Here is a 17,872-nt window from a genome sequence, read left to right on the forward strand (position 1 = left end):
CCCTCTTCGCGCGTTCGTCTGTACCGATCCCGAATGTTCAAGAAGATGTTCAGAACCTGCCTCGTCAGATCACGCTAGCGACGCGGCCGCTCACTCGGGCCGACCCGGTCGCGGGCCCACTCGTTGAACTCGCGCAGCTGCCGCCAGGCCTTCCGGACGCGGTCGAAGGCACCCCGCTCGTGCAGGACGTCGTCGGGCTCCCAGCCGCGCACGGCGTACACCGAGCGGTAGCGCAGCAGGTCGAGGCGCGGGTGGTCCTCGGCGAACCCGCGCGGCTTCGACTTCAGGCGGTCGCCTTTGACCTCCCAGCCCGTGCGCTCCAGCTTGGCGAGGATCTTCCGCAGCGCCTCGCCGTGCAGCTCCGTGTCGACCGCTTTGCGGAACCGGGCGATCTGGTCGGATGCGAGGTAGAAGCAGCCGCCACCGACGCGCAGACCCTCGGGGCCCACCTCGACGTAGTAGGCGCCGCCGCCGCGGCCCTGCTCGATCACCCCGCCGCAGTGCGTCTTGTACGGCGTCTTGTCCTTGGCGAAGCGGACGTCCCGGTAGGGGCGGAACACCTTGGGCTCGCCGAAGCCGTCGGAGAACTCGGGGGCGAGCTCGGCCAGCAGCGCTTCCATCGGCGCGCGGACGTCGGACTTGTAGGTCTCGACGTGGTCGTCCCAGTAGGGCTTGGAGTTGTCCTCCACGAGGCCGTCGAAGAAGTCGACGGCGTACTCGCCGAATCCGCTGAACTTCACGCCGACGAAGATAAACGGGGGCACCGGCGACTCCCGCACGAGGACCACCGCGCCGGACACGACGAGGTGATCGAGCGGTTCCGGCTCGTGCCCCCGAAACCCAGGGCGAGGCCGCCCGAAGGGTTCGGCCGGGAAGAGCTGCGTCCGGTTCGAGCGGCTGTCCGATGTGGACATCGGGGTGCTCGGCGAGCTGCTGCGCGCGACGGCGGAGCACCCACCCGCCGGGGCGGGGTGAGCCCCGGTGCGGCCGGCGGCCGGCCGCACCGGGGGTGGTCACTTCGCGACGGCGGTGATCAGTTCGCCGTTCGTGGTGTCGCCCGAGAGCTCCCAGAACATCGCGCCGCCCAGGCCCTGGGTCTTGGCGTAGGAGATCTTGCCCGCGATGGTCGCCGGGGTGTCGTAGCTCCACCAGTTGCTGCCGCACTTGGCGTACGCGGTCCCCGCGACCGTGCCGGTCGCCGGGCAGGACGTCTTGAGCACCTTGTAGTCCTCGATGCCCTGCTCGTACTTGCCCGGGGCCGGGCCGGTCGCGGTGCCGCCCGGGGCGCTCTGCGTGACGCCCGTCCAGCCGCGGCCGTAGAACCCGATGCCCAGCAGCAGCTTGCTCGCCGGGACGCCCTTGCTCTTGAGCTTCTGGATCGCCGCGTCGGAGTAGAAGCCGGCGGTCGGGATGCCGGAGTACGACGTCAGCGGCGAGTGCGGAGCCGTCGGGCCCTGCGCGGCCCACGCACCGAAGTAGTCGTAGGTCATCACGTTGTACCAGTTGACGTACTGCGCCGCGCCGCCGTAGTCGGCCGCGTCGATCTTGCCGCCGCTGGTGCCGTCCGCGGTGATCGCCGCGGTGACCAGCTTCGAGCCGAACTTCGCCCGCAGCGCCGCCAGGAGGTTCTTGAACGCCGCCGCGCCGCTGGTGTCGCAGCTCAGGCCGCAGGCGTTGGGGTACTCCCAGTCGATGTCGATGCCGTCGAAGACGCCGGCCCAGCGCGGGTCGTTGACCAGGTTGTAGCAGGAGTTCGCGAACGCCGCCGGGTTCTTCGCGGCCTGCGCGAAGCCGCCCGACCAGGTCCAGCCGCCGAAGGACCAGAGGACCTTCAGGCCGGGGTGCTTGGCCTTGAGCTTCTTGAGCTGGTTGAAGCTGCCGGCCAGGGGCTGGTCCCAGGTGTCGGCGACGCCGTCGACGCTGCCCGCGGCGTCGTAGGTCTTCTGGTAGTCGGCGTAGGCGTCGCCGATCGCGCAGCCGCCGTTCGTCACGTTGCCGAACGCGTAGTTGATGTGGGTCAGCTTGCTCGCCGAGCCCGACGTCTCGATGTTCTTGACGTGGTAGTTGCGGTCGTAGACCCCCCATTCGGTGAAGTAGCCGACCACCTTGCCGACGGAGGCTTGGGCGCTCTCGGTCGCGGCGACGGCCACCGGGGCGGCCGCGCCGCCCGCGACGAGGCCCGCGGCGGCCGCCACGGCCAGCAGGGCCGAGAAGCTCTTCCTGCGCAAACGGGACATGCGTTCTCCCTCCCGGGAATTACTCACGGCCACGGTGCCGGAGTGGTGGGGACCACACTCACCGTAAGTGGACTAGACCACTAGGTCAATGGTTCAGACCATGGCAGATCCACATTCCTTGACAGGAATATGCCCGGCGGAGCACATTTCAGGGGTGATGCAGACTTTCGACGTCCTCGCCGAACCCCGGCGCCGGACCATCCTCGACCTGCTGCGCGACGGCGAGCGCTCGGTCGGCGAGCTGGTCGACGAGCTGGCGCTGAGCCAGCCCGCGGTGTCCAAGCACCTGCGGGTGCTGCGCGAAGCCGGGCTGGTGACGGTCCGGGTCGCGGCGCAGAAGCGGTGCTACGCCCTGCGCCCGGAGCCCCTGGCCGAGGTCGACGCCTGGCTGGCGCCCTACCGCCGGTTCTGGTCGGACCGCCTCGACGCGCTGGAAAGCCGGCTGGACGAGACCGGCTCGCCTTGAAGGTCAGGGCCGGCCGGGCTCCGGCGCCGGCTCGAAGGCGATGCCCCGCTCGGCCGCGCGGCGCTCGCCCCACTCGTACAGCGCGGTCAGCGCCGGGCGCAGCTCCTCCCCCACCGCCGTCAGGTGGTACTCGACGTGCGGGACCCGGCCGTCGAACTCCTCGCGGCGGACGAGGCCGTCCGCCGCCAGCTCGCGCAGCTGCTGGGTCAGCATCTTCTCGCTCACCGCCGGCATCCGGCGCCGGAGTTCGCCGTAGCGGTGGGCGCCCTCCTTGAGGTGGGCCAGGATCACCGGCTTCCACTTGCCCCCGATCAGGTCGACCGCCAGCTCCGTCGCGCAGTGGTACCGCTTCATCCCGCTCTCCCCTACGCACCGGAAAGTACGTGGTTGCCCGGCCGGGGGAACCACTGGTTGCCTGACCGGGTGATCGTGCCAAAAACCACGCCGACCCTCTACGAATGGGCGGGCGGCCACGAAGCCCTCGTGAAGCTGTTGACGATCTTCTACGGGCACGTCCTCGAAGATCCGCTGCTCGAACCGGTCTTCCGGCACATGGACCCGCACCACGCCGAGCACGTGGCCGTCTGGCTCGGCGAGGTGTTCGGGGGGCCGGCCGAGTACTCCGCGGGCCACGGCGGGCACGCCCACATGATCGGCCGCCACCTCGGCCGCGGGATCACCGAGGAGCAACGCCGCCGGTGGGTGACCCTGCTGCTCGACGCCGCCGACGAGGCCGGCCTGCCCGGCGACCCGGAGTTCCGGGCCGCGTTCGCCGGTTACCTCGAGTGGGGCAGCCGCCTGGCCGTGATCTTCTCCGCGCCCGGCGCCGAACCGAACCTGCACGAACCGGTCCCGCAGTGGGACTGGCCGGTACCGCCCTGGCAGCCGCCGTCGTCGTAGCCGCATAGTGAGGGGCAGTCGGAAGGAGGCTGCCTTGATCCGGGTGGACGGCCGGACCCTGCGGTGCGCGGACGTGGTGGCCGCGGCGCGCACCGAGGGCCCGTTGGGCATCGACGTCTCGATCGCCGCGCTGCGAGCGGCCGAGCACGCGTGGAAGCTCGCCGAAGAGCTGAGCACGCGCCGGGTGGTCTACGGCCGCACCACCGGCGTCGGGGCCAACAAGGACGACACGGTCGAGAGTTCCGTGGCGCACGGCCTGCGGCTGCTGCGCAGTCACGCGGGCGGCAGCGGGGACGAGATGCCGCCCGGCCAGGTCCGGGCGATGCTGCTGATCCGGCTCAACCAGCTGCTCTCCGGGCGGTCCGGGATCAGCCCGGACCTGATCGGCGCGCTGGCCGAAGCGGTCCGCACCGGCGCGCGGCCGCTGGTGCACCGGCTCGGCGCGATCGGCACCGGCGACCTGGCCCCGCTGGCCGAGGCGGCGCTGGCGCTCACCGGCGAACGGCCGTGGGTCACCGGGCACGTGCCGCCGGTCCCGGTGCGGGCGGGTGACGCGCTGGCCTTCATGAGCAGCAACGCCGCGACGCTCGCCGAAGCGACTCTCGCGGCGATGCGGCTGGACTCGCTGACCCGCGCGAGCCACGCCGTCGCGGCGCTGACGTACGTCGCTCTCGACGGCAACCCCGAGGCGTACGCGACGCCGGTGCACGAAGCGCGTCCGCACGCCGGGCAGGTCGCCTGCGCGGCCGAGATGCGGCGGCTGCTGGGCATGCACCAGACGCCGAAGCCGGGACGCCGGATCCAGGACCCGTTCGGGCTGCGGGCGTTCCCGCAGGTGCAGGGCCCGGCACTGGACGCGATCCACTACCTGCGGGACGTCCTCGCCGTCGAGATCAACGCGAGCACGGAGAACCCGATGATCTCGACGGTCCACAACGACGCCTACCACCACGCGCACTTCCACACGGCGTACGTGTCGACGGCGCTGGACCAGGCGCGGGCGACCGTGCACCAGGTGGCGGAGCTGTCGGTGGCGCGCCTCGGCGACCTGGTGGAGCCGGAGTTCACCGGGCTGCGGCCGTTCCTGGCGGCCGGGCCGCCGGGCAGCTCGGGCGTGATGATCCTGGAGTACGTGGCGCACGACGCGCTGACGGAGCTGCGCCAGGCGGCGCTCCCGGCCACGCTCGGCACGGCGGTGGTCTCCCGCGGCATCGAGGACCACGCGAGTTTCTCGACGCAGGCGGCCCGCGCGGCGACGGCGGCGTGTTCGGCCTACCAGCAGGTGCTGGCGTGCGAGCTGGTGGCGGCGGTCCGGGCGCTGCGGATGCGGGAGGCGGACCTGGTGGAACTGCCGGTCCGGGACGCCTTCGAAGCGGCGTCGGAGGTGCTGGATCCCGGTCTCGACGACCGGCCGCTCACCGACGACATCGCCGCCGCGGGCGGTGTGCTGGACGCGCTGGCCCGGATCTGAAACGCCGTGCGGGGCACCTTCACGGCGGTTCAGAGCCGTGGAGGTGCCCCGCAGCGGACAACTCAGCCGAAGAAGACTTCGGCTTCCTGGTAGCGCTCGGCCGGGACCGTCTTCAGCTCGGCCGTCGCCTCGGACAGCTTCACGCGGACGATGTCCGTGCCCTTGAGGGCGACCATCACGCCGAAGTCGCCGTCCGCGACCGCGTCGACCGCGTTGAGGCCGAAGCGCGTCGCCAGGACGCGGTCGTAGGCCGTCGGGGTGCCGCCGCGCTGGACGTGACCCAGGACCACCGCGCGGGACTCCTTGCCGGTGCGGTGGGCGATCTCGTCGGCCAGCCAGGTGCCGATGCCGCCGAGGCGGACGTGCCCGAAAGCGTCCTTCTCGCCGGTGAGCAGCTTCTCCTCGCCGCCCTCGGGCAGCGCGCCCTCGGCGACGACGATGATCGGCGCGAACTCCTTCTCGAAGCGGCGCTCGACCCAGGAGACGACCTGGTCGACGTTGAAGTGCTTCTCCGGCACCAGGATGACGCTCGCGCCGCCGGCCAGGCCGGAGTGCAGCGCGATCCAGCCGGCGTGCCGGCCCATGACCTCGACGACCAGCGCGCGGTGGTGCGACTCGGCCGTGGTGTGCAGCCGGTCGATCGCCTCGGTCGCGATGGAGACCGCGGTGTCGAAGCCGAAGGTGTAGTCGGTGGCGCCCAGGTCGTTGTCGATCGTCTTGGGGACACCGACGACGCCGACGCCGTCGTCGGTCAGCCGCTTCGCGACGCCGAGGGTGTCCTCGCCGCCGATCGCGATCAGCGCGTCGACGCCCTGGTCGGCGAGGACCTGCTTGATCTTCTCGACGCCGCCGTCGACCTTGTACGGGTTGGTGCGCGAGGACCGCAGGATGGTGCCGCCGCGGGTGAGGATGTCCTCGACGTCGTTCAGGCCCAGCGGGCGGCTGTCGCCGGTGAGCGGGCCGTTCCAGCCGTTGCGGAAGCCCACGAAGTCCCAGCCGTGCACCTCGATGCCCTTGCGCACCACCGCGCGGATCACCGCGTTGAGCCCCGGGCAGTCGCCGCCGCCGGTCAGCACACCGACACGCATGAGAAGCCTCCGTCTGTTCTCGGGAGATGACAGTCACATTTCGTCGGGTGTCAGCGTAGCGGCTCTCGTCTTGATCGGTGCAGCCCCTACCACCTGCCGGATCGGTCCGGGTGACGGCTGTGCTACGTTGAGCCCGTGCAGCGCTATTTCTGGTTTACGAAGCCGGCCCCGGGTGGGCACGGCGGCGTGAACCTGCGCTGACCTCCCACCCCGAGCCGGATCTCCAACCGGCTCGGCGAGTCCCCCGCGGGTCGGTGTCCACCAGGAAGGAACACCCCCGCCATGACGCTCTCCGCCGGACCGGCCACCATCGGTGACCTCGACGCCGCGCGCACCACGTCGATCAGTCCGCTCATTTCGCCCGCACTGCTGCGCGAAGACCATCCGGTCGACGCCGCGGTCGCGAAGGTGGTGCGCCACGGCCGCGCCGAAACGGTCGACATCCTCGAAGGCCGCGACGACCGGTTGCTGGTCGTGGTCGGCCCGTGCTCGGTCCACGACCCCGAGGCGGCCCTCGACTACGCCCGCAGGCTGGCCGCGAAGGCCGAGGAGCTGCGCGGCGAGCTGCACATCGTGATGCGCGTGTACTTCGAGAAGCCACGCACCACGCTGGGCTGGAAGGGCCTGATCAACGACCCGGACCTCGACGGCACGTTCGCCGTCAACAAGGGCCTGCGGATGGCCCGCAGGCTGCTGCTCGACGTCTCGGCGCTGGGCCTGCCGGTGGGCTGCGAGTTCCTCGACCCGATCACGCCGCAGTTCATCGCGGACATCGTGACCTGGGGTTCGATCGGCGCGCGGACGGCGGCCAGCCAGGTCCACCGCCAGCTGTGCAGCGCCCTGTCGATGCCGGTGGGCATCAAGAACTCGACGGAGGGCGACGTCCAGGTGGCGATCGACGCCACCCGCGCGGCGGCGGCCAGCCACGTGTTCCCGGGCATCAACACGGACGGTTTGGCGGCGCTGCTGACGACATCGGGCAACCCGGACTGCCACGTGATCCTGCGCGGCCACAACGCCGGCCCGAACTACGACGCGGCCACGGTCGCGGACACCTTGGGACGCCTGGCGAAGGCGGGGCTGCCGGAGCGGGTGATCATCGACGCGTCGCACGGCAACAGCGGCAAGGACCACGTGCGGCAGGGTGTGGTGGTTTCCGAGCTGGCGGCGCGGATCGCCGCGGGTGAGCGCGGGATCGCCGGGCTGATGATGGAGAGCTTCCTCGCGGGTGGGCGGCAGGAGCTTTCGCTGGGGCGGGCTTCGGAGCTGACCTACGGGCAGTCGATCACGGACGCTTGCCTGGCCTGGGATGACACGGCGCCGCTGCTGGACGAGCTGGCCTCGGCGGTGCGGGCGCGCCGCTGAGAGGTCCCCGGCCTGGGGGTCCCCCGGTTTTTACGTTACCGGGGACCCCCGACAGTTCCGGGGCGTGCGGCAGGACCGGACGTCGCGAATGACTCATTGGGGACGTCCGAGGTCCCCAATGAGTCATTCGCGACGTTCGAACCGCGGCGAGCTTCGGGAAGTGTCGGTCCCCGCCGGTAAAGTGGAAACCGGGGGGCGCCCCCGCGGCCGGCCGGGCGGTCAGCGGCGTGGGAAGTAGCTCTCGATGACTTCCCACCGCGCCAGGTTGTGCTTCGCGTCCGCCAGTGCGTCGTGCTGGTCGGTCGGCGCCGCCGGGAGCTTCGGCTTCCCGGCGTCCTCCCAGCGCTGGCGCAGATCCCGCGTGAACCTCGGCAGCTGCCGGGGCAGCGCCGGCATCGGGCCCCACAGCTGGGCCAGGGCCACGTGGTCGTACGCCGCGAACCACGCCCACAGCTCGATCCCGCCCGGCGGCTTGCCGAAGAACTCCAGCAGGTCCGCGCGGATCTTCTCCCTGCTCCGCCAGGCCCGGTCGGCCGGGGACGGGAGCTTGTCCAGGACGTTGTCCCGGACCCACGGCCCCGCCTTCGAAGGGTCGAACTCCGTCGAGACCGCGTAGAACTCGCGGCCCCGCTCGTCGACCACCCCGATCGACACCAAATCGATCGTCACGCCGTCTTCGATGAACTCGGTGTCGTAGAAAAAACGCACTGGTGAACAGTAGTGGGTCAGCCGACCTTGGAATCCGGCACCCGGGCCGCGTCGCGGGCGGACGGCTGGGCGGGCACCGCGGGCTTGACCCCGGCCGCCTCCGCCGCCAGCAGCTCCTTTGCCTTCGCCGCGTAGATGTCGACGTATTCCTGGCCCGAGAGCTCCATCAGGGCGTACATGATCTCGTCCGTGATCGACCGCTCGATGAACCGGTCGCCCGCCAGCCCCTCGTACCGGGAGAAGTCCAACGGCTTGCCGAACCGGACCTCGAGCCGCCGCGGCCACCACATCTTCGAGCCGATCGGGTTGACCTTGTCCGTGCCGATCATCGCCACCGGGACCACCACGCCGCCGGACTCCAGGGCGATCCGGGCGACGCCCGTCTTGCCCTTGTACAGGCGGCCGTCCGGGGAGCGGGTGCCCTCCGGGTAGATGCCGAGCAGGTGCCCCTCGCGGACCAGGCGGGTGGCCGTGTCGAGGGCGGCCTGGGCGGCGTTGCCGCCGGACCGGTCGATCGGGAACTGGCCGACGCCGGTGAAGAACCACTTCTTGAGCGTGCCCTTGAAGCCCGGCTCGGTGAAGTACTCGGACTTGGCCGGGAAGGTCACCTTGCGCTTGACCCGCAGCGGCATGAAGAACGAGTCCGCGACCGCCAGGTGGTTGCCGGCCAGGATCGCGCCACCCGTCTCGGGGATGTTCTCCGCCCCGACGACCTTGGTCGGCCAGAGCGTCTTGAGCAGCGGTCCGAGGAACACCCACTTCATGAGCCAGTACAGCACCGGTGCCTCAGTCCTCCATCGCAGCCGCAGCCCCTGTCACCCGAGACGAACAGCCTACGAACACCGGCGGCCGCCGCACAACGCCGACCACCCGGTTACCACTTCGGCAGCGATCGATCTCACAGCGAATTCCGGGCCCGGGCGGAGCCCCACAAGGTCCGCCGGGCGTGAGAGCATGGACGGACTGCACCGCTCACACGGAAGGCGATCGCATGGGCGTGCTCGCCGGCGCGGAACCGTTCGGCCACACCGGTTCGGCCGAAACCGGGTTCCTGCTCTGCCACGGGTTCACCGGTACTCCGGCGAGCATGCGGGCCTGGGGTGACCACCTGGCCGGCGCCGGGTTCACGGTGCGCTGCCCGCTGCTGCCGGGCCACGGCACCCGCTGGCCGGACCTCAACCGCACGACGTGGGAGGACTGGTACGGCGCCGTCCGCGAGGCCCTCCTCGCGCTGCTCGCGACCTGCAAGACCGTCTTCGTCGGCGGCCTCTCCATGGGCGGCACGCTCACCCTGCGCCTGGCCGAGGAGTTCGGCGACCGGATCGCCGGGATCGTCCTGGTCAACCCGTCGGTGACGCGGCTGAAGTGGGACACCAAGCTGCTGCCGGTGCTGGGCCGGATCGTGCCGTCGGTGCCGGCGATCGCGAACGACATCAAGAAGCCGGGCGAGACGGAGCTGGCCTACCCGCGGACGCCGGTGCGCGCGGCGGCGAGCCTGGCGAAGCTGTGGGCGGTCGTGCGCGCCGACCTGGCCAAGGTGACGCAGCCGGTGCTGCTGCTGCACTCGTCGGTCGACCACGTCGTCGAGCCGGTGAACTCGCAGCTGGTGCTCCGGGGCGTCTCGAGCACCGACGTCACCGAGGTCGTGCTGGAGAACAGCTACCACGTGGCGACGCAGGACAACGACGCCGAAGTGATCTTCACCCGCAGCGTCGAGTTCGCGAAGGCGCACGCCGCCCAGCCCGAGGAGACCGCATGAGCCGGGGGAAGGACGGGCCGGAGGACGTCGACGCGACGTTCGCCGAGATCGTCGCGGACCTGCGGGCCGGCGGGTTCGGCCTCCCGGAAGAGGACACCGCCGAGGCCGCCGGGACCGAGTCCCGCAAGACGCCCGAGCGGCCCGCCGACCCGCCGGCCGTGGACAGTCCGCCGGAGCCCGGCTGGCGCTCCGGGGGCACGTCGTGGGACACCACGATGTTCTCCGACGACCCGGCCGGCGACGACGAGCACTACGTCCCGCCGGAGCCGCCGCCGCTGCCCCGGCCGAAGCTGGGCGCGTTCCTCATCCTGCTGCTGTTCCTGTCCGGGCTGTTCCTGCTGATCCTGCCCGGCGCGATCGGCGTCGGCCCGACGGTGGCGACGCCGCTGGGCATCCTCGCGCTCGCGACGGCGATCGCGCTGCTGCTGCTCCGCGTGCGCCAGGGGCCGCCGCCCGGCGCGGACCCCAGCAACGGCGCCCAGGTCTGACCCCCGGACGGCGATGCACATCGAGTTCAGTCCTTCGCGGCGATCGACCGTCGGCGCGGAATGGGAGCTCGGCCTGGTCGACCGCCGCAGCGGCGAGCTGTCGTCGGTGGCCGAGCAGATCCTCGAGGCCGTCCGGCCCGACGGGCGGGACGAGCACCCGAAGATCAAGCAGGAGCTGCTGCTCAACACGATCGAGATCATCACCGGGGTCTGCGACACGATCGCCGAGGCCAAGGCCGACCTGGCCGGCTCGCTCGACGTCGTGCACGGCGTCGCCGACCCGCTCGGCGTCGAGATGTTCTCGGCGGGGACGCACCCGTTTTCGAACTGGTACCAGCAGAAGGTCACCGACAAGGAGCGCTACGCCAAGCTGATCGACCGGACCCAGTGGTGGGGACGGCAGATGCTGATCTACGGCGTCCACATCCACGTCGGGGTCGACCACCGCGAGAAGGTGCTGCCGGTCCTCGACGCGCTGCTCAACTACGCGCCGCACCTGCAGGCGCTGTCGGCGTCGTCGCCGTACTGGGGCGCCGAGGACACCGGGTACGCGTCGAACCGGGCGCTGATGTTCCAGCAACTGCCGACGGCCGGGCTGCCGTTCCAGTTCCGGAAGTGGGCGGAGCTGGAGAGCTACGTCGAGGACATGTTCACCACCGGCGTGATCGACCACTTCTCGGAGATCCGCTGGGACATCCGGCCGTCGCCGAAGCTCGGCACGATCGAGATGCGCGTCTGCGACGGCCTGCCGACCCTGGAGGAGGTCGGCGCGATCGCGGCGCTGACGCAGTGCCTGGTGGACGACTTCGTCGAGCGCCTGGAGGACGGCGAGATCCTGCCGACGCTGCCGCCGTGGCACGTCCAGGAGAACAAGTGGCGCGCGGCCCGCTACGGCACGGACGCGATCATCATCCTGGACGCGGCCGGGCGCGAGCGGCTGGTCACCGACGACGTCGCCGACCTGCTGGACCGGCTGGAGCCGGTGGCGCGGCGGCTGGACTGCGTGGCCGAGCTGCGGGACGTCGAGACGATCCTGCGCTACGGGCCGAGCTACCGGCGGCAGCGCGCGGTGGCCGAGCAGCACAAGGGCAGCCTGAAGGCCGTGATGGCGTCGCTCGTCGCCGAGATGCGCGACGGGATCGCGCGGGACTAGATGTTCTGTCCGGGGAGGTTGCGATCGTGGTGACACGTGATCGGATGATCTTGGTGTGAGGGAGAGCCTCCGGGGTCGGTGTGGTTGCGACATCTGCACCGGCTGCCCTGGAGGTCCTCGTGACTCACGCTAACGCACCCCTGACCCCGACCGGCAGACGCTGCGTGGCCCGTTGTGTCGTCGAGGACGGCTGGCCGCTACGGCGAGCCGCCGAACGGTTCCAGGTGTCGGTCTCCACCGCCGCCCACTGGGCCGGCCGGCCCGCTACCGGCTTCCCCGCCTGGCCTACACCGAAATCCATGCCGACGAGACCCGGGAAACCGCGGTCGCGTTCTGGACCCGCGCCCGGGCGTTCTTCGCCGACTACGGCATCACCATCCGACGGGTCCTGACCGACAACGGATCCTGCTACCGCGGCCACACCGCGCTCGCAGGCCACCCGCCCGCCAGCCGCATCCCCAACCTCACAGGTCAGCACAACTAGAGCTCGTCGAGCTGCCTGCGGAGCGTGCCGGGGCCCATGATCGACGCGCCGAGTGCTTCGACGCGCCGTTTCAGCTCGCGGTCGGCCGTCGCGACCAGGACGTTCGCCTGCTGCTGGGCGACGACCTCGACGATCTTCGAGTCGCCGTCGGTGTCCGCGGCGACGACCTCGACCCCCGGGGTGCCGGTGACGTGCTTGGCCTGGCCTTCGACGACCAGGATGATCCGCGGCCACCAGGTCACCGCCGCGTCGTCCGGGTCGGGCACGCCGGCTTCGGCGAGCTTGGCGAGCTGGTCGCGGAGGCGCTCGGCGGCGCCGTGCCGGTCACGCCACCAGCCGTCCGGGCGCGAGCCGACGACGTTGGCCGCGTCGACGACCAGGACGAGTTCGCGGCCGACGCGGTCGCGCAGGTCCGGCCATTCGGCGGCGAAGTCGCGGTGGAGGGGGTAACCGGGGACGTCGTCGGGATCCACCCAGCGCACCTCCGCACTTTCGGTGTTGGCGACGCGCGCTTCGGCGCCGTCGGCGAGGGCGAGGACGGTGGTGTAGCTCCAGTCGCCGTGGTCGACGACGGAGGCGGAGACGGCGCGGAAGGCCTCGGCGGGGACGGAGGTCTCCTCGAAGGCTTCGCGCGCGGCGGCGGTCCGGGCGGTCTCGCCGGCTTCGATGGCGCCGCCGGGCAGAGCCCAGGTGCGGCCGTGGTGCACCCACCACGCGCGGCGCTGCAGCAGGACGCCGCGGGCGGGATCGACGAGCAGCAGCCCGGCGGCACCGTAGCGGCCCCAGTGCAGGTGCCCGCCGGCACAGCGGACGAAGACGCTCGCGGACGGGGGGCTCACCGCTCCAGCCTGTCACACTCTCCGGCGTGACCCGGTTCGATCAGCTCAAGCCCACCTTCTGGGACGCCGGCCCCGGCGAGCCCCTGGACGCCCGCGCGTTCGCCCACGCCGGCCGCGAGCTGGGCGTCCGGCTGCCCCTCGAGCTCGGCGAGCTGCTGGGCCTGCGCAACGGCGGCACGGTGGCGGCCGCGTTCGACGCCTTCCCGACGAGCGAGCCGACGTCGTACAGCGGGACGCACGTGCCGTTCGACCACCTGCTCGGCGTCGGCGGCCGGTTGTCGATCTTGGACTCGCCGTATCTGAGCACCGAGTGGGACCTGCCGAAGCGGGTGGTGGTGCTGTCCGGCGACGGGCACACGTGGATCGCCCTGGACTACCGCCGGTCGTCGGAGCCGTCGGTGACCTGGTTCGACGTGGAGCTGGCGTCGGAGCTGGCGTTGGCGCCGACGTTCCGCGCGTTCGCCGAGGGGCTGGTGCCGTCGGCGGACTTCCCGGAGGAGTGAGCGCGGCCGCCGATGACCGCGGTCAGGAGGATGCCGAGACTGAGGCCGCCGAGGAGGATCCCGGCGACGACCGGAGTCGGCACGAGCGGCTTGATCAGGAACTGCCCGACCAGCATCCAGCCGAAGATCACCAGCCCGGCCGGGAGCAGCTTCGCCCGCCGGCCGCGCACCTTCCGCCGCAGCAGGACGCCGGCCGCCATCAGCGCCGCGCCTCCGATCCCGATCCACACGTCCCCCGGCATGCGCGCTCCCTCCCCGGGCCGGCTATCGGGTACCCGATCGGGGGGCGGGTGACACGGGCCCGCCACACCCTCCAGGGGTTGGTGCCGACGATCATCCGGGAGCTGCACCGCGGCGGGACCGGCCAGCCCCACGCCGCCCACGAGCGGGCCGCCGCCCGGCCCGAGCACGACCGGTCGCCATCGGCACCCTGATCGAGCGCACCGCCCGCCACGTCATGCTGCCGCGCCATCCCCCGCGGGCCCGCCCCCCGACTTCCACGCTACCGGGGACCACCGACAGTTCCGCGCGAGCAGAGCGCCCGCAGCGGTCGCCGTCCACAAGATCAGACCGGGGTCTTCGCCGCCTCCAGGGCCAGCGCGGCCGCTCCGACGATCGCCGTGTCGTCGCCCAGGTGGGCCGTCCTGATCCGGGCCAGCGGGCGGTGCCGCGCCCCCGTGATCGTGCCCGCGTAGTGCTCGCGGGCCTCGTCCAGGAACAACGGCGCCGACTCCGACACTCCCCCGCCGATCACGATGATCTCCGGGTCGAACACGTCCGCCACCAGGGCCAGGCCCTCGCCGAGCCACTTGGCCAGCTCGGCCATCGCCAGCTGGGCGATCGGGTCGCCGTCGCGGGCCGCTCCGGCCACCCGGCGGCCCGTCACCGAACCCGGGTCGCCCGCCACCTGGGGGGCCAGCACCGTCGAGCGGCCCGGGTGCCGGGCCAGGAGCTCCACCGCCGTCGCCGCCAGGGCCGTTCCGCTGCAGTACCGCTCCCAGCAGCCGTACTTGCCGCACGGGCACGGCCGCCCGCCGCGGACCACCGTCAGGTGGCCCAGCTCCGGCGCCACGCCGTACGCGCCCCGGTACAGCTTGCCGTCCAGCAGCAGCCCCGCGCCGATGCCCGTTCCCAGGGCCACCAGCGCCGCCACCTGGGCGCCGCGGGCCGCGCCGAAGCGGTGCTCGCCTACGATCGCCGAATTGACGTCGTGCTCCAGCAGCACCGGCAGGCCGACGCGCTTTTCGATCCGGTCCGCGACCGGGGCGCCGCGCCAGGCCAGGTGCGGCGCGAACATCACCGATCGGCGGTCGCGGGCCACGAAGCCGGCCACCGCCAGCCCGACCCCGGCCACGTCGTGGCGGTTGCGCAGGTCCTCGACGACCCCGGCGATGGCGTCCTCGAGGGCGCCCTCCTCGGTCGGCGTCGCGACCCTGGCCGTGTCGAGCAGGGAGCCGCGTTCGTCCACCACGCCGGCCCGGATGCTCGTCCCGCCGACGTCCACCCCTATCGTCCGCACTCAGCTCTCCCACTCGTCGCGCCGGCGGACGGCGATGTGCTGCACCCGCGGCGAGGTCCGCGGGTCCGCGGGCCGCGGCGCGGGCCGGAACCCGGGCATGTGCACGCCTTCTTGCGGCTCCCAGCGGTCCGCGAGCACCGCGCGCAGCAGGGCGACCAGCTGCGCGAGCTGCTCGGCCAGCCGCGCGACCAGCTCGGGCCGTTCCCCCCGCACCACCGCGACGATCGCACACAGCGGGCACCAGCCGCACGCCGAACCGGCCGGTTTCGCCTCGTCAGGGGTGGCGTGATCACCGGGGCCGGGGGCTCCGCCACCCGGAACCCCCGAAAAGCTGCTGTAATCACCGGGGCTGCGCCCCGGGCCGGGGGCTCCGCCACCCGGAACCCCCGAAAAGCTGCCGTGCCCAGCGGCAAGCACCCCTTCGAGCCACGGCGCCGCCTTCTCCGCGACCATCTCGGCGAGCAGGCGGATCTCCTCCGCCAGCCGCGGCCCGTGTTCCTCTTCGCTCACCCGCGTCCCCGGTTCCCGGCCAGGTGCACGACCAGGCCGTCGGCGTCGGATTCCGCGCCGGTGATCCGGCACGGCCGCAGCGGCTCCGGCAGGGCGATGAGCCTGCGGAAGCCGTCCACGGTGATCGCCAGGTCGTCGTCGACGCGGGCGAGGTCGACCTCGGCGTCCCGCGCGAGCGGGATCGCGACGCGCAGGGTGTACCCGCCGGTGGCGGGCCGCACGCGCAGCAGCGGGGTGACGGGCGTGCCGTTGCCCGCGAGGGGGTCTTCGCCGCGGTAGAGCTCGGCGGCGATCTCCAGCAGCGCGGGCAGCCCGACCGGCTCGACGGCGCGGTGCTCCACGCGGGCGATCGGCGCGATCCCGGCCGCGGCGAGCTCGGCGAGCACGGCGTCCTGCTGCGTCCGGCGCGTGCGCAGCCAGGACGCGGCGCCGCCGCGCCAGATGCCGGGCGCGGGCATCAGCCGGTTGGCGATCAGGCCGTCGACGGCGATGCCGCGCAGGGCCAGGGAGCTGAGCGTGCGCCGCGCCTCGGCGACGACCACCCGCTCCGGCGTGAGGACCAGCCGGACGGTCGTCACCGACGGATCGGTGAGCAGGGCGCGCAGGCCGTCGAGGTGGGCACCGAGCCGTCGGATCGGCTCGCTGACGCGGCCGCCGAACACGCGGGTCAGGTAGCCGGAGACGGCTTCGGGGAGGGCGAGCAGCCGCAGCGTCTCGGCCGTCGGCCCGCAGTCGACGACGACGGTCTCCCACGGCCCGTCCTCGGCCAGCCGCCGGACCTCCGTGAGGGCGAGCAGCTCGTCGACCCCGGGCAGCACGGTGAGCTCTTCGGCGTCCAGCGTGTCGAGCCCCGCGCCGGCCAGCACCGCCCGCAGCTCGCCGCGCAGCCCTTCCCAGGTGGCGTCCACCAAGGTGCGCGAATCGACCTGCACGCCGGACAGCAGCGAGTCCACTTCGGACGGTTCGGCGCCGAGGGGACGTGCGAAGGCGTCACCCAGCGAGTGCGCCGGGTCGGTGGACACGACGAGGGTCTTCCTGCCGCGGGCGGCGAGGGCGGCGCCGGTGGCCGCGGCCAGCGTGGTCTTCCCGACACCCCCCTTGCCGGTGCACAGCAGGATCCGCACGCTAGCCCTCGGCCCGCTTCTTCAGCTCCTTCAGCGCGGTGTCCATGACCATCTTCTCGGCCTTGCGGCGCAGCAGGCCGATCATCGGCAGCGCCAGCTCGACCGACAGCGTGTAGGTGACCCGCGTCCGGCCGCCGAGGTCGGCCAGCGCGTAGCGGCCGTTCTGCGCCTTCTGCATCTGGCCCTTGACCAGGTGCCAGCTGACGCCGAGGCCGTCGTCGTCCCAGTCGTACTCGAGGGTGTAGACGTCCTTGATCGGGCCCGCGTCCAAGGTCAGCTTGACCTGCTTGGCCCGGCCCTCGCCGTCGGTGTCGAGGACCTCGGTCTGCCGGACGGCCTTGGCCCATTCCGGGTACGCGGGGAAGTCGGCGATCACGGCCATCACCCGGCTGGGCTCGGCGTCGACCTCGATGGACTGTGTGGACTGCTCGGCCATGGGTCGAAGCGTAGCCGCCGCGCTTGGTCACCAGCGCAGCACGTAGGGCTGCCCGGTCTCCTTGAAGTGACCCACGTTACGGCACTCGGTCAGGCCGACCCGGGCGCGGGCGGCCAGGGGCTGGTGCACGTGCCCGAACACCGACCAGCGCGGCCGCTGGGCCCGGATCAGCGCCAGCAGCGCCGTCGAGCCGATCTCGCTGCGGCGCGCCACGACGTCGTAGGTCAGCTCCGGCAGGGCCGGCGGACCGTGCGTGCAGAGGACGTCGACGTCGGTGAGCGCGGCGACGCTCGCGTCGTAGTCCTCGCGAACCCGCAGGTAGGGACGCCAGGCGGCGCCCTTGCGGGGCCGCGGGACGACGCCGTCGGGCAGCAGCGCGCCGCCGACGAACCCGAACCGCAGGCCGCCGATCTCGGCCACCTCGCCGTCGAGCACGTGCACGCCCTCGCCGGTGAACTCCGGCCACAGCGCCGGGGTGTCGACGTTGCCGGGGGTGGCGTAGGTGGGCGCGGTCATCGCCGCGAACAGCGTCGCGTACTGGGCGCGGACGGCTTCGTCGACCGCGGCGCCCGGGTCGTCGAGGGTCGCCCAGAGCGTGCGCGAGAAGGCAACGGTTTCGTCACGGGTGCCCTCGCGGCGCAGGCGGGCGAACTCGCCGACCTTCTCCGCGCCGAACAGGGCGCCCATGATGCCTTTTTCGTGGTCGTGGTAGTCGACGAAGTCGATCAGGTCGCCGAGCACGACCAGGGCGTCGGCCCCGTCCCCGGCGCGCTTGAGCGCGTCGGCGTTGCCGTGCACGTCCGAGACGACGTGTACCCGCAC

20 protein-coding genes and 2 pseudogenes are annotated in these 17,872 nt (G+C 72.3%); 10 read left to right on the top strand and 12 right to left on the bottom strand.

Annotated elements, in window-relative coordinates:
• Positions 1-74 precede the first annotated feature (74 nt).
• Complete coding sequence (locus H5965_RS40230; protein WP_310976319.1) at positions 75-740, bottom strand: DUF2461 domain-containing protein; 666 nt, start codon at positions 738-740, stop codon at positions 75-77.
• Positions 741-1,013: 273 nt separating this feature from the next.
• Complete coding sequence (locus tag H5965_RS40235; RefSeq protein WP_310976320.1) at positions 1,014-2,237, bottom strand: glycoside hydrolase family 18 protein; 1,224 nt, start codon at positions 2,235-2,237, stop codon at positions 1,014-1,016.
• 157 nt (positions 2,238-2,394) lie between these two features.
• Between H5965_RS40235 and H5965_RS40240 the strand changes: the two genes are divergently transcribed.
• Positions 2,395-2,703: a metalloregulator ArsR/SmtB family transcription factor gene (locus H5965_RS40240; protein ID WP_310976522.1), complete on the top strand. Its 309-nt coding sequence runs from the start codon at positions 2,395-2,397 to the stop codon at positions 2,701-2,703.
• A 3-nt stretch (positions 2,704-2,706) separates the two neighbouring features.
• On the opposite strand, the gene H5965_RS40245 is transcribed toward H5965_RS40240, so the two are convergent.
• Positions 2,707-3,057, bottom strand: a complete 351-nt coding sequence (locus H5965_RS40245) for a helix-turn-helix domain-containing protein (RefSeq protein WP_310976321.1) — start codon at positions 3,055-3,057, stop codon at positions 2,707-2,709.
• Between the two features lie 69 nt (positions 3,058-3,126).
• Between H5965_RS40245 and H5965_RS40250 the strand changes: the two genes are divergently transcribed.
• Positions 3,127-3,603, top strand: a complete 477-nt coding sequence (locus H5965_RS40250; protein ID WP_310976322.1) for a group II truncated hemoglobin — start codon at positions 3,127-3,129, stop codon at positions 3,601-3,603.
• Between the two features lie 34 nt (positions 3,604-3,637).
• On the top strand, positions 3,638-5,074 hold the full coding sequence (locus H5965_RS40255) for an aromatic amino acid ammonia-lyase (protein WP_310976323.1): 1,437 nt from the start codon (positions 3,638-3,640) through the stop codon (positions 5,072-5,074).
• Positions 5,075-5,136: 62 nt separating this feature from the next.
• On the opposite strand, the gene H5965_RS40260 is transcribed toward H5965_RS40255, so the two are convergent.
• Positions 5,137-6,162 carry a 6-phosphofructokinase gene (locus H5965_RS40260; protein ID WP_310976324.1) on the bottom strand — a complete coding sequence of 342 codons (1,026 nt, stop codon included), beginning with the start codon at positions 6,160-6,162 and terminating at the stop codon, positions 5,137-5,139.
• Positions 6,163-6,444: 282 nt separating this feature from the next.
• Here H5965_RS40260 and H5965_RS40265 point away from each other — a divergent pair, with 282 nt between their 5' ends.
• On the top strand, positions 6,445-7,527 hold the full coding sequence (locus H5965_RS40265; RefSeq protein ID WP_310976325.1) for a 3-deoxy-7-phosphoheptulonate synthase: 1,083 nt from the start codon (positions 6,445-6,447) through the stop codon (positions 7,525-7,527).
• A gap of 219 nt (positions 7,528-7,746) precedes the next feature.
• Here the strand turns inward: H5965_RS40265 and H5965_RS40270 are convergent, their stop codons facing one another.
• Together H5965_RS40270 and H5965_RS40275 are read right to left on the bottom strand one after the other, a co-directional pair.
• Positions 7,747-8,235, bottom strand: a complete 489-nt coding sequence (locus tag H5965_RS40270) for a polyadenylate-specific 3'-exoribonuclease AS (protein ID WP_310976326.1) — start codon at positions 8,233-8,235, stop codon at positions 7,747-7,749.
• Between the two features lie 17 nt (positions 8,236-8,252).
• A complete protein-coding gene (locus H5965_RS40275; protein ID WP_086845273.1) occupies positions 8,253-9,014 on the bottom strand; it encodes a 1-acyl-sn-glycerol-3-phosphate acyltransferase in 762 nt (253 codons plus the stop codon).
• 212 nt (positions 9,015-9,226) lie between these two features.
• Here H5965_RS40275 and H5965_RS40280 point away from each other — a divergent pair, with 212 nt between their 5' ends.
• From H5965_RS40280 to H5965_RS46260, 5 genes and pseudogenes are all read left to right on the top strand, one after another.
• Positions 9,227-9,994 carry an alpha/beta fold hydrolase gene (locus H5965_RS40280; protein ID WP_310976327.1) on the top strand — a complete coding sequence of 256 codons (768 nt, stop codon included), beginning with the start codon at positions 9,227-9,229 and terminating at the stop codon, positions 9,992-9,994.
• Entirely contained in the window at positions 9,991-10,482 is a 492-nt protein-coding gene (locus H5965_RS40285) for a hypothetical protein (protein WP_310976328.1), read from the top strand. Before H5965_RS40280 ends, H5965_RS40285 begins: the two co-directional genes overlap by 4 nt.
• Positions 10,483-10,495: 13 nt before the next feature.
• Positions 10,496-11,635, top strand: coding sequence for a glutamate--cysteine ligase (locus H5965_RS40290; protein ID WP_310976329.1), 1,140 nt, complete (start codon positions 10,496-10,498; stop codon positions 11,633-11,635).
• A 119-nt stretch (positions 11,636-11,754) separates the two neighbouring features.
• Positions 11,755-11,890 (top strand): annotated as a pseudogene (locus tag H5965_RS46255) (IS481 family transposase); the annotation flags it as partial.
• Positions 11,891-11,912: 22 nt separating this feature from the next.
• Positions 11,913-12,050, top strand: a pseudogene (locus tag H5965_RS46260) (IS481 family transposase); the annotation flags it as partial.
• Between the two features lie 65 nt (positions 12,051-12,115).
• On the opposite strand, the gene H5965_RS40300 reads toward H5965_RS46260, so the two are convergent.
• Complete coding sequence (locus H5965_RS40300) at positions 12,116-12,958, bottom strand: NUDIX domain-containing protein (protein ID WP_310976330.1); 843 nt, start codon at positions 12,956-12,958, stop codon at positions 12,116-12,118.
• Between the two features lie 26 nt (positions 12,959-12,984).
• Here H5965_RS40300 and H5965_RS40305 point away from each other — a divergent pair, with 26 nt between their 5' ends.
• A complete protein-coding gene (locus tag H5965_RS40305) occupies positions 12,985-13,461 on the top strand; it encodes an SMI1/KNR4 family protein (protein WP_310976331.1) in 477 nt (158 codons plus the stop codon).
• Between the two features lie 565 nt (positions 13,462-14,026).
• Here the strand turns inward: H5965_RS40305 and H5965_RS40310 are convergent.
• From H5965_RS40310 to H5965_RS40330, 5 genes are read right to left on the bottom strand one after another with little or no spacing between them, the layout of a single operon-like run.
• On the bottom strand, positions 14,027-14,965 hold the full coding sequence (locus H5965_RS40310) for an ROK family protein (protein WP_285993738.1): 939 nt from the start codon (positions 14,963-14,965) through the stop codon (positions 14,027-14,029).
• Between the two features lie 15 nt (positions 14,966-14,980).
• Positions 14,981-15,490 (bottom strand): hypothetical protein, encoded by a 510-nt coding sequence (locus H5965_RS40315; protein ID WP_310976332.1) that lies wholly within the window; start codon positions 15,488-15,490, stop codon positions 14,981-14,983.
• Positions 15,487-16,614 carry an ArsA family ATPase gene (locus H5965_RS40320; RefSeq protein ID WP_310976333.1) on the bottom strand — a complete coding sequence of 376 codons (1,128 nt, stop codon included), beginning with the start codon at positions 16,612-16,614 and terminating at the stop codon, positions 15,487-15,489. The genes H5965_RS40315 and H5965_RS40320 overlap by 4 nt, the downstream gene beginning before the upstream one ends.
• Before the next feature lies 1 nt (position 16,615).
• Positions 16,616-17,050: an SRPBCC family protein gene (locus tag H5965_RS40325; protein ID WP_310976334.1), complete on the bottom strand. Its 435-nt coding sequence runs from the start codon at positions 17,048-17,050 to the stop codon at positions 16,616-16,618.
• Between the two features lie 27 nt (positions 17,051-17,077).
• The gene (locus H5965_RS40330; protein WP_310976335.1) at positions 17,078-17,872 is read right to left on the bottom strand and encodes a metallophosphoesterase; all 795 of its coding nucleotides are present in this window, start codon (positions 17,870-17,872) and stop codon (positions 17,078-17,080) included.

It is taken from the genome of Amycolatopsis sp. 505, assembly GCF_031625235.1.
GTDB lineage: Bacteria > Actinomycetota > Actinomycetes > Mycobacteriales > Pseudonocardiaceae > Amycolatopsis.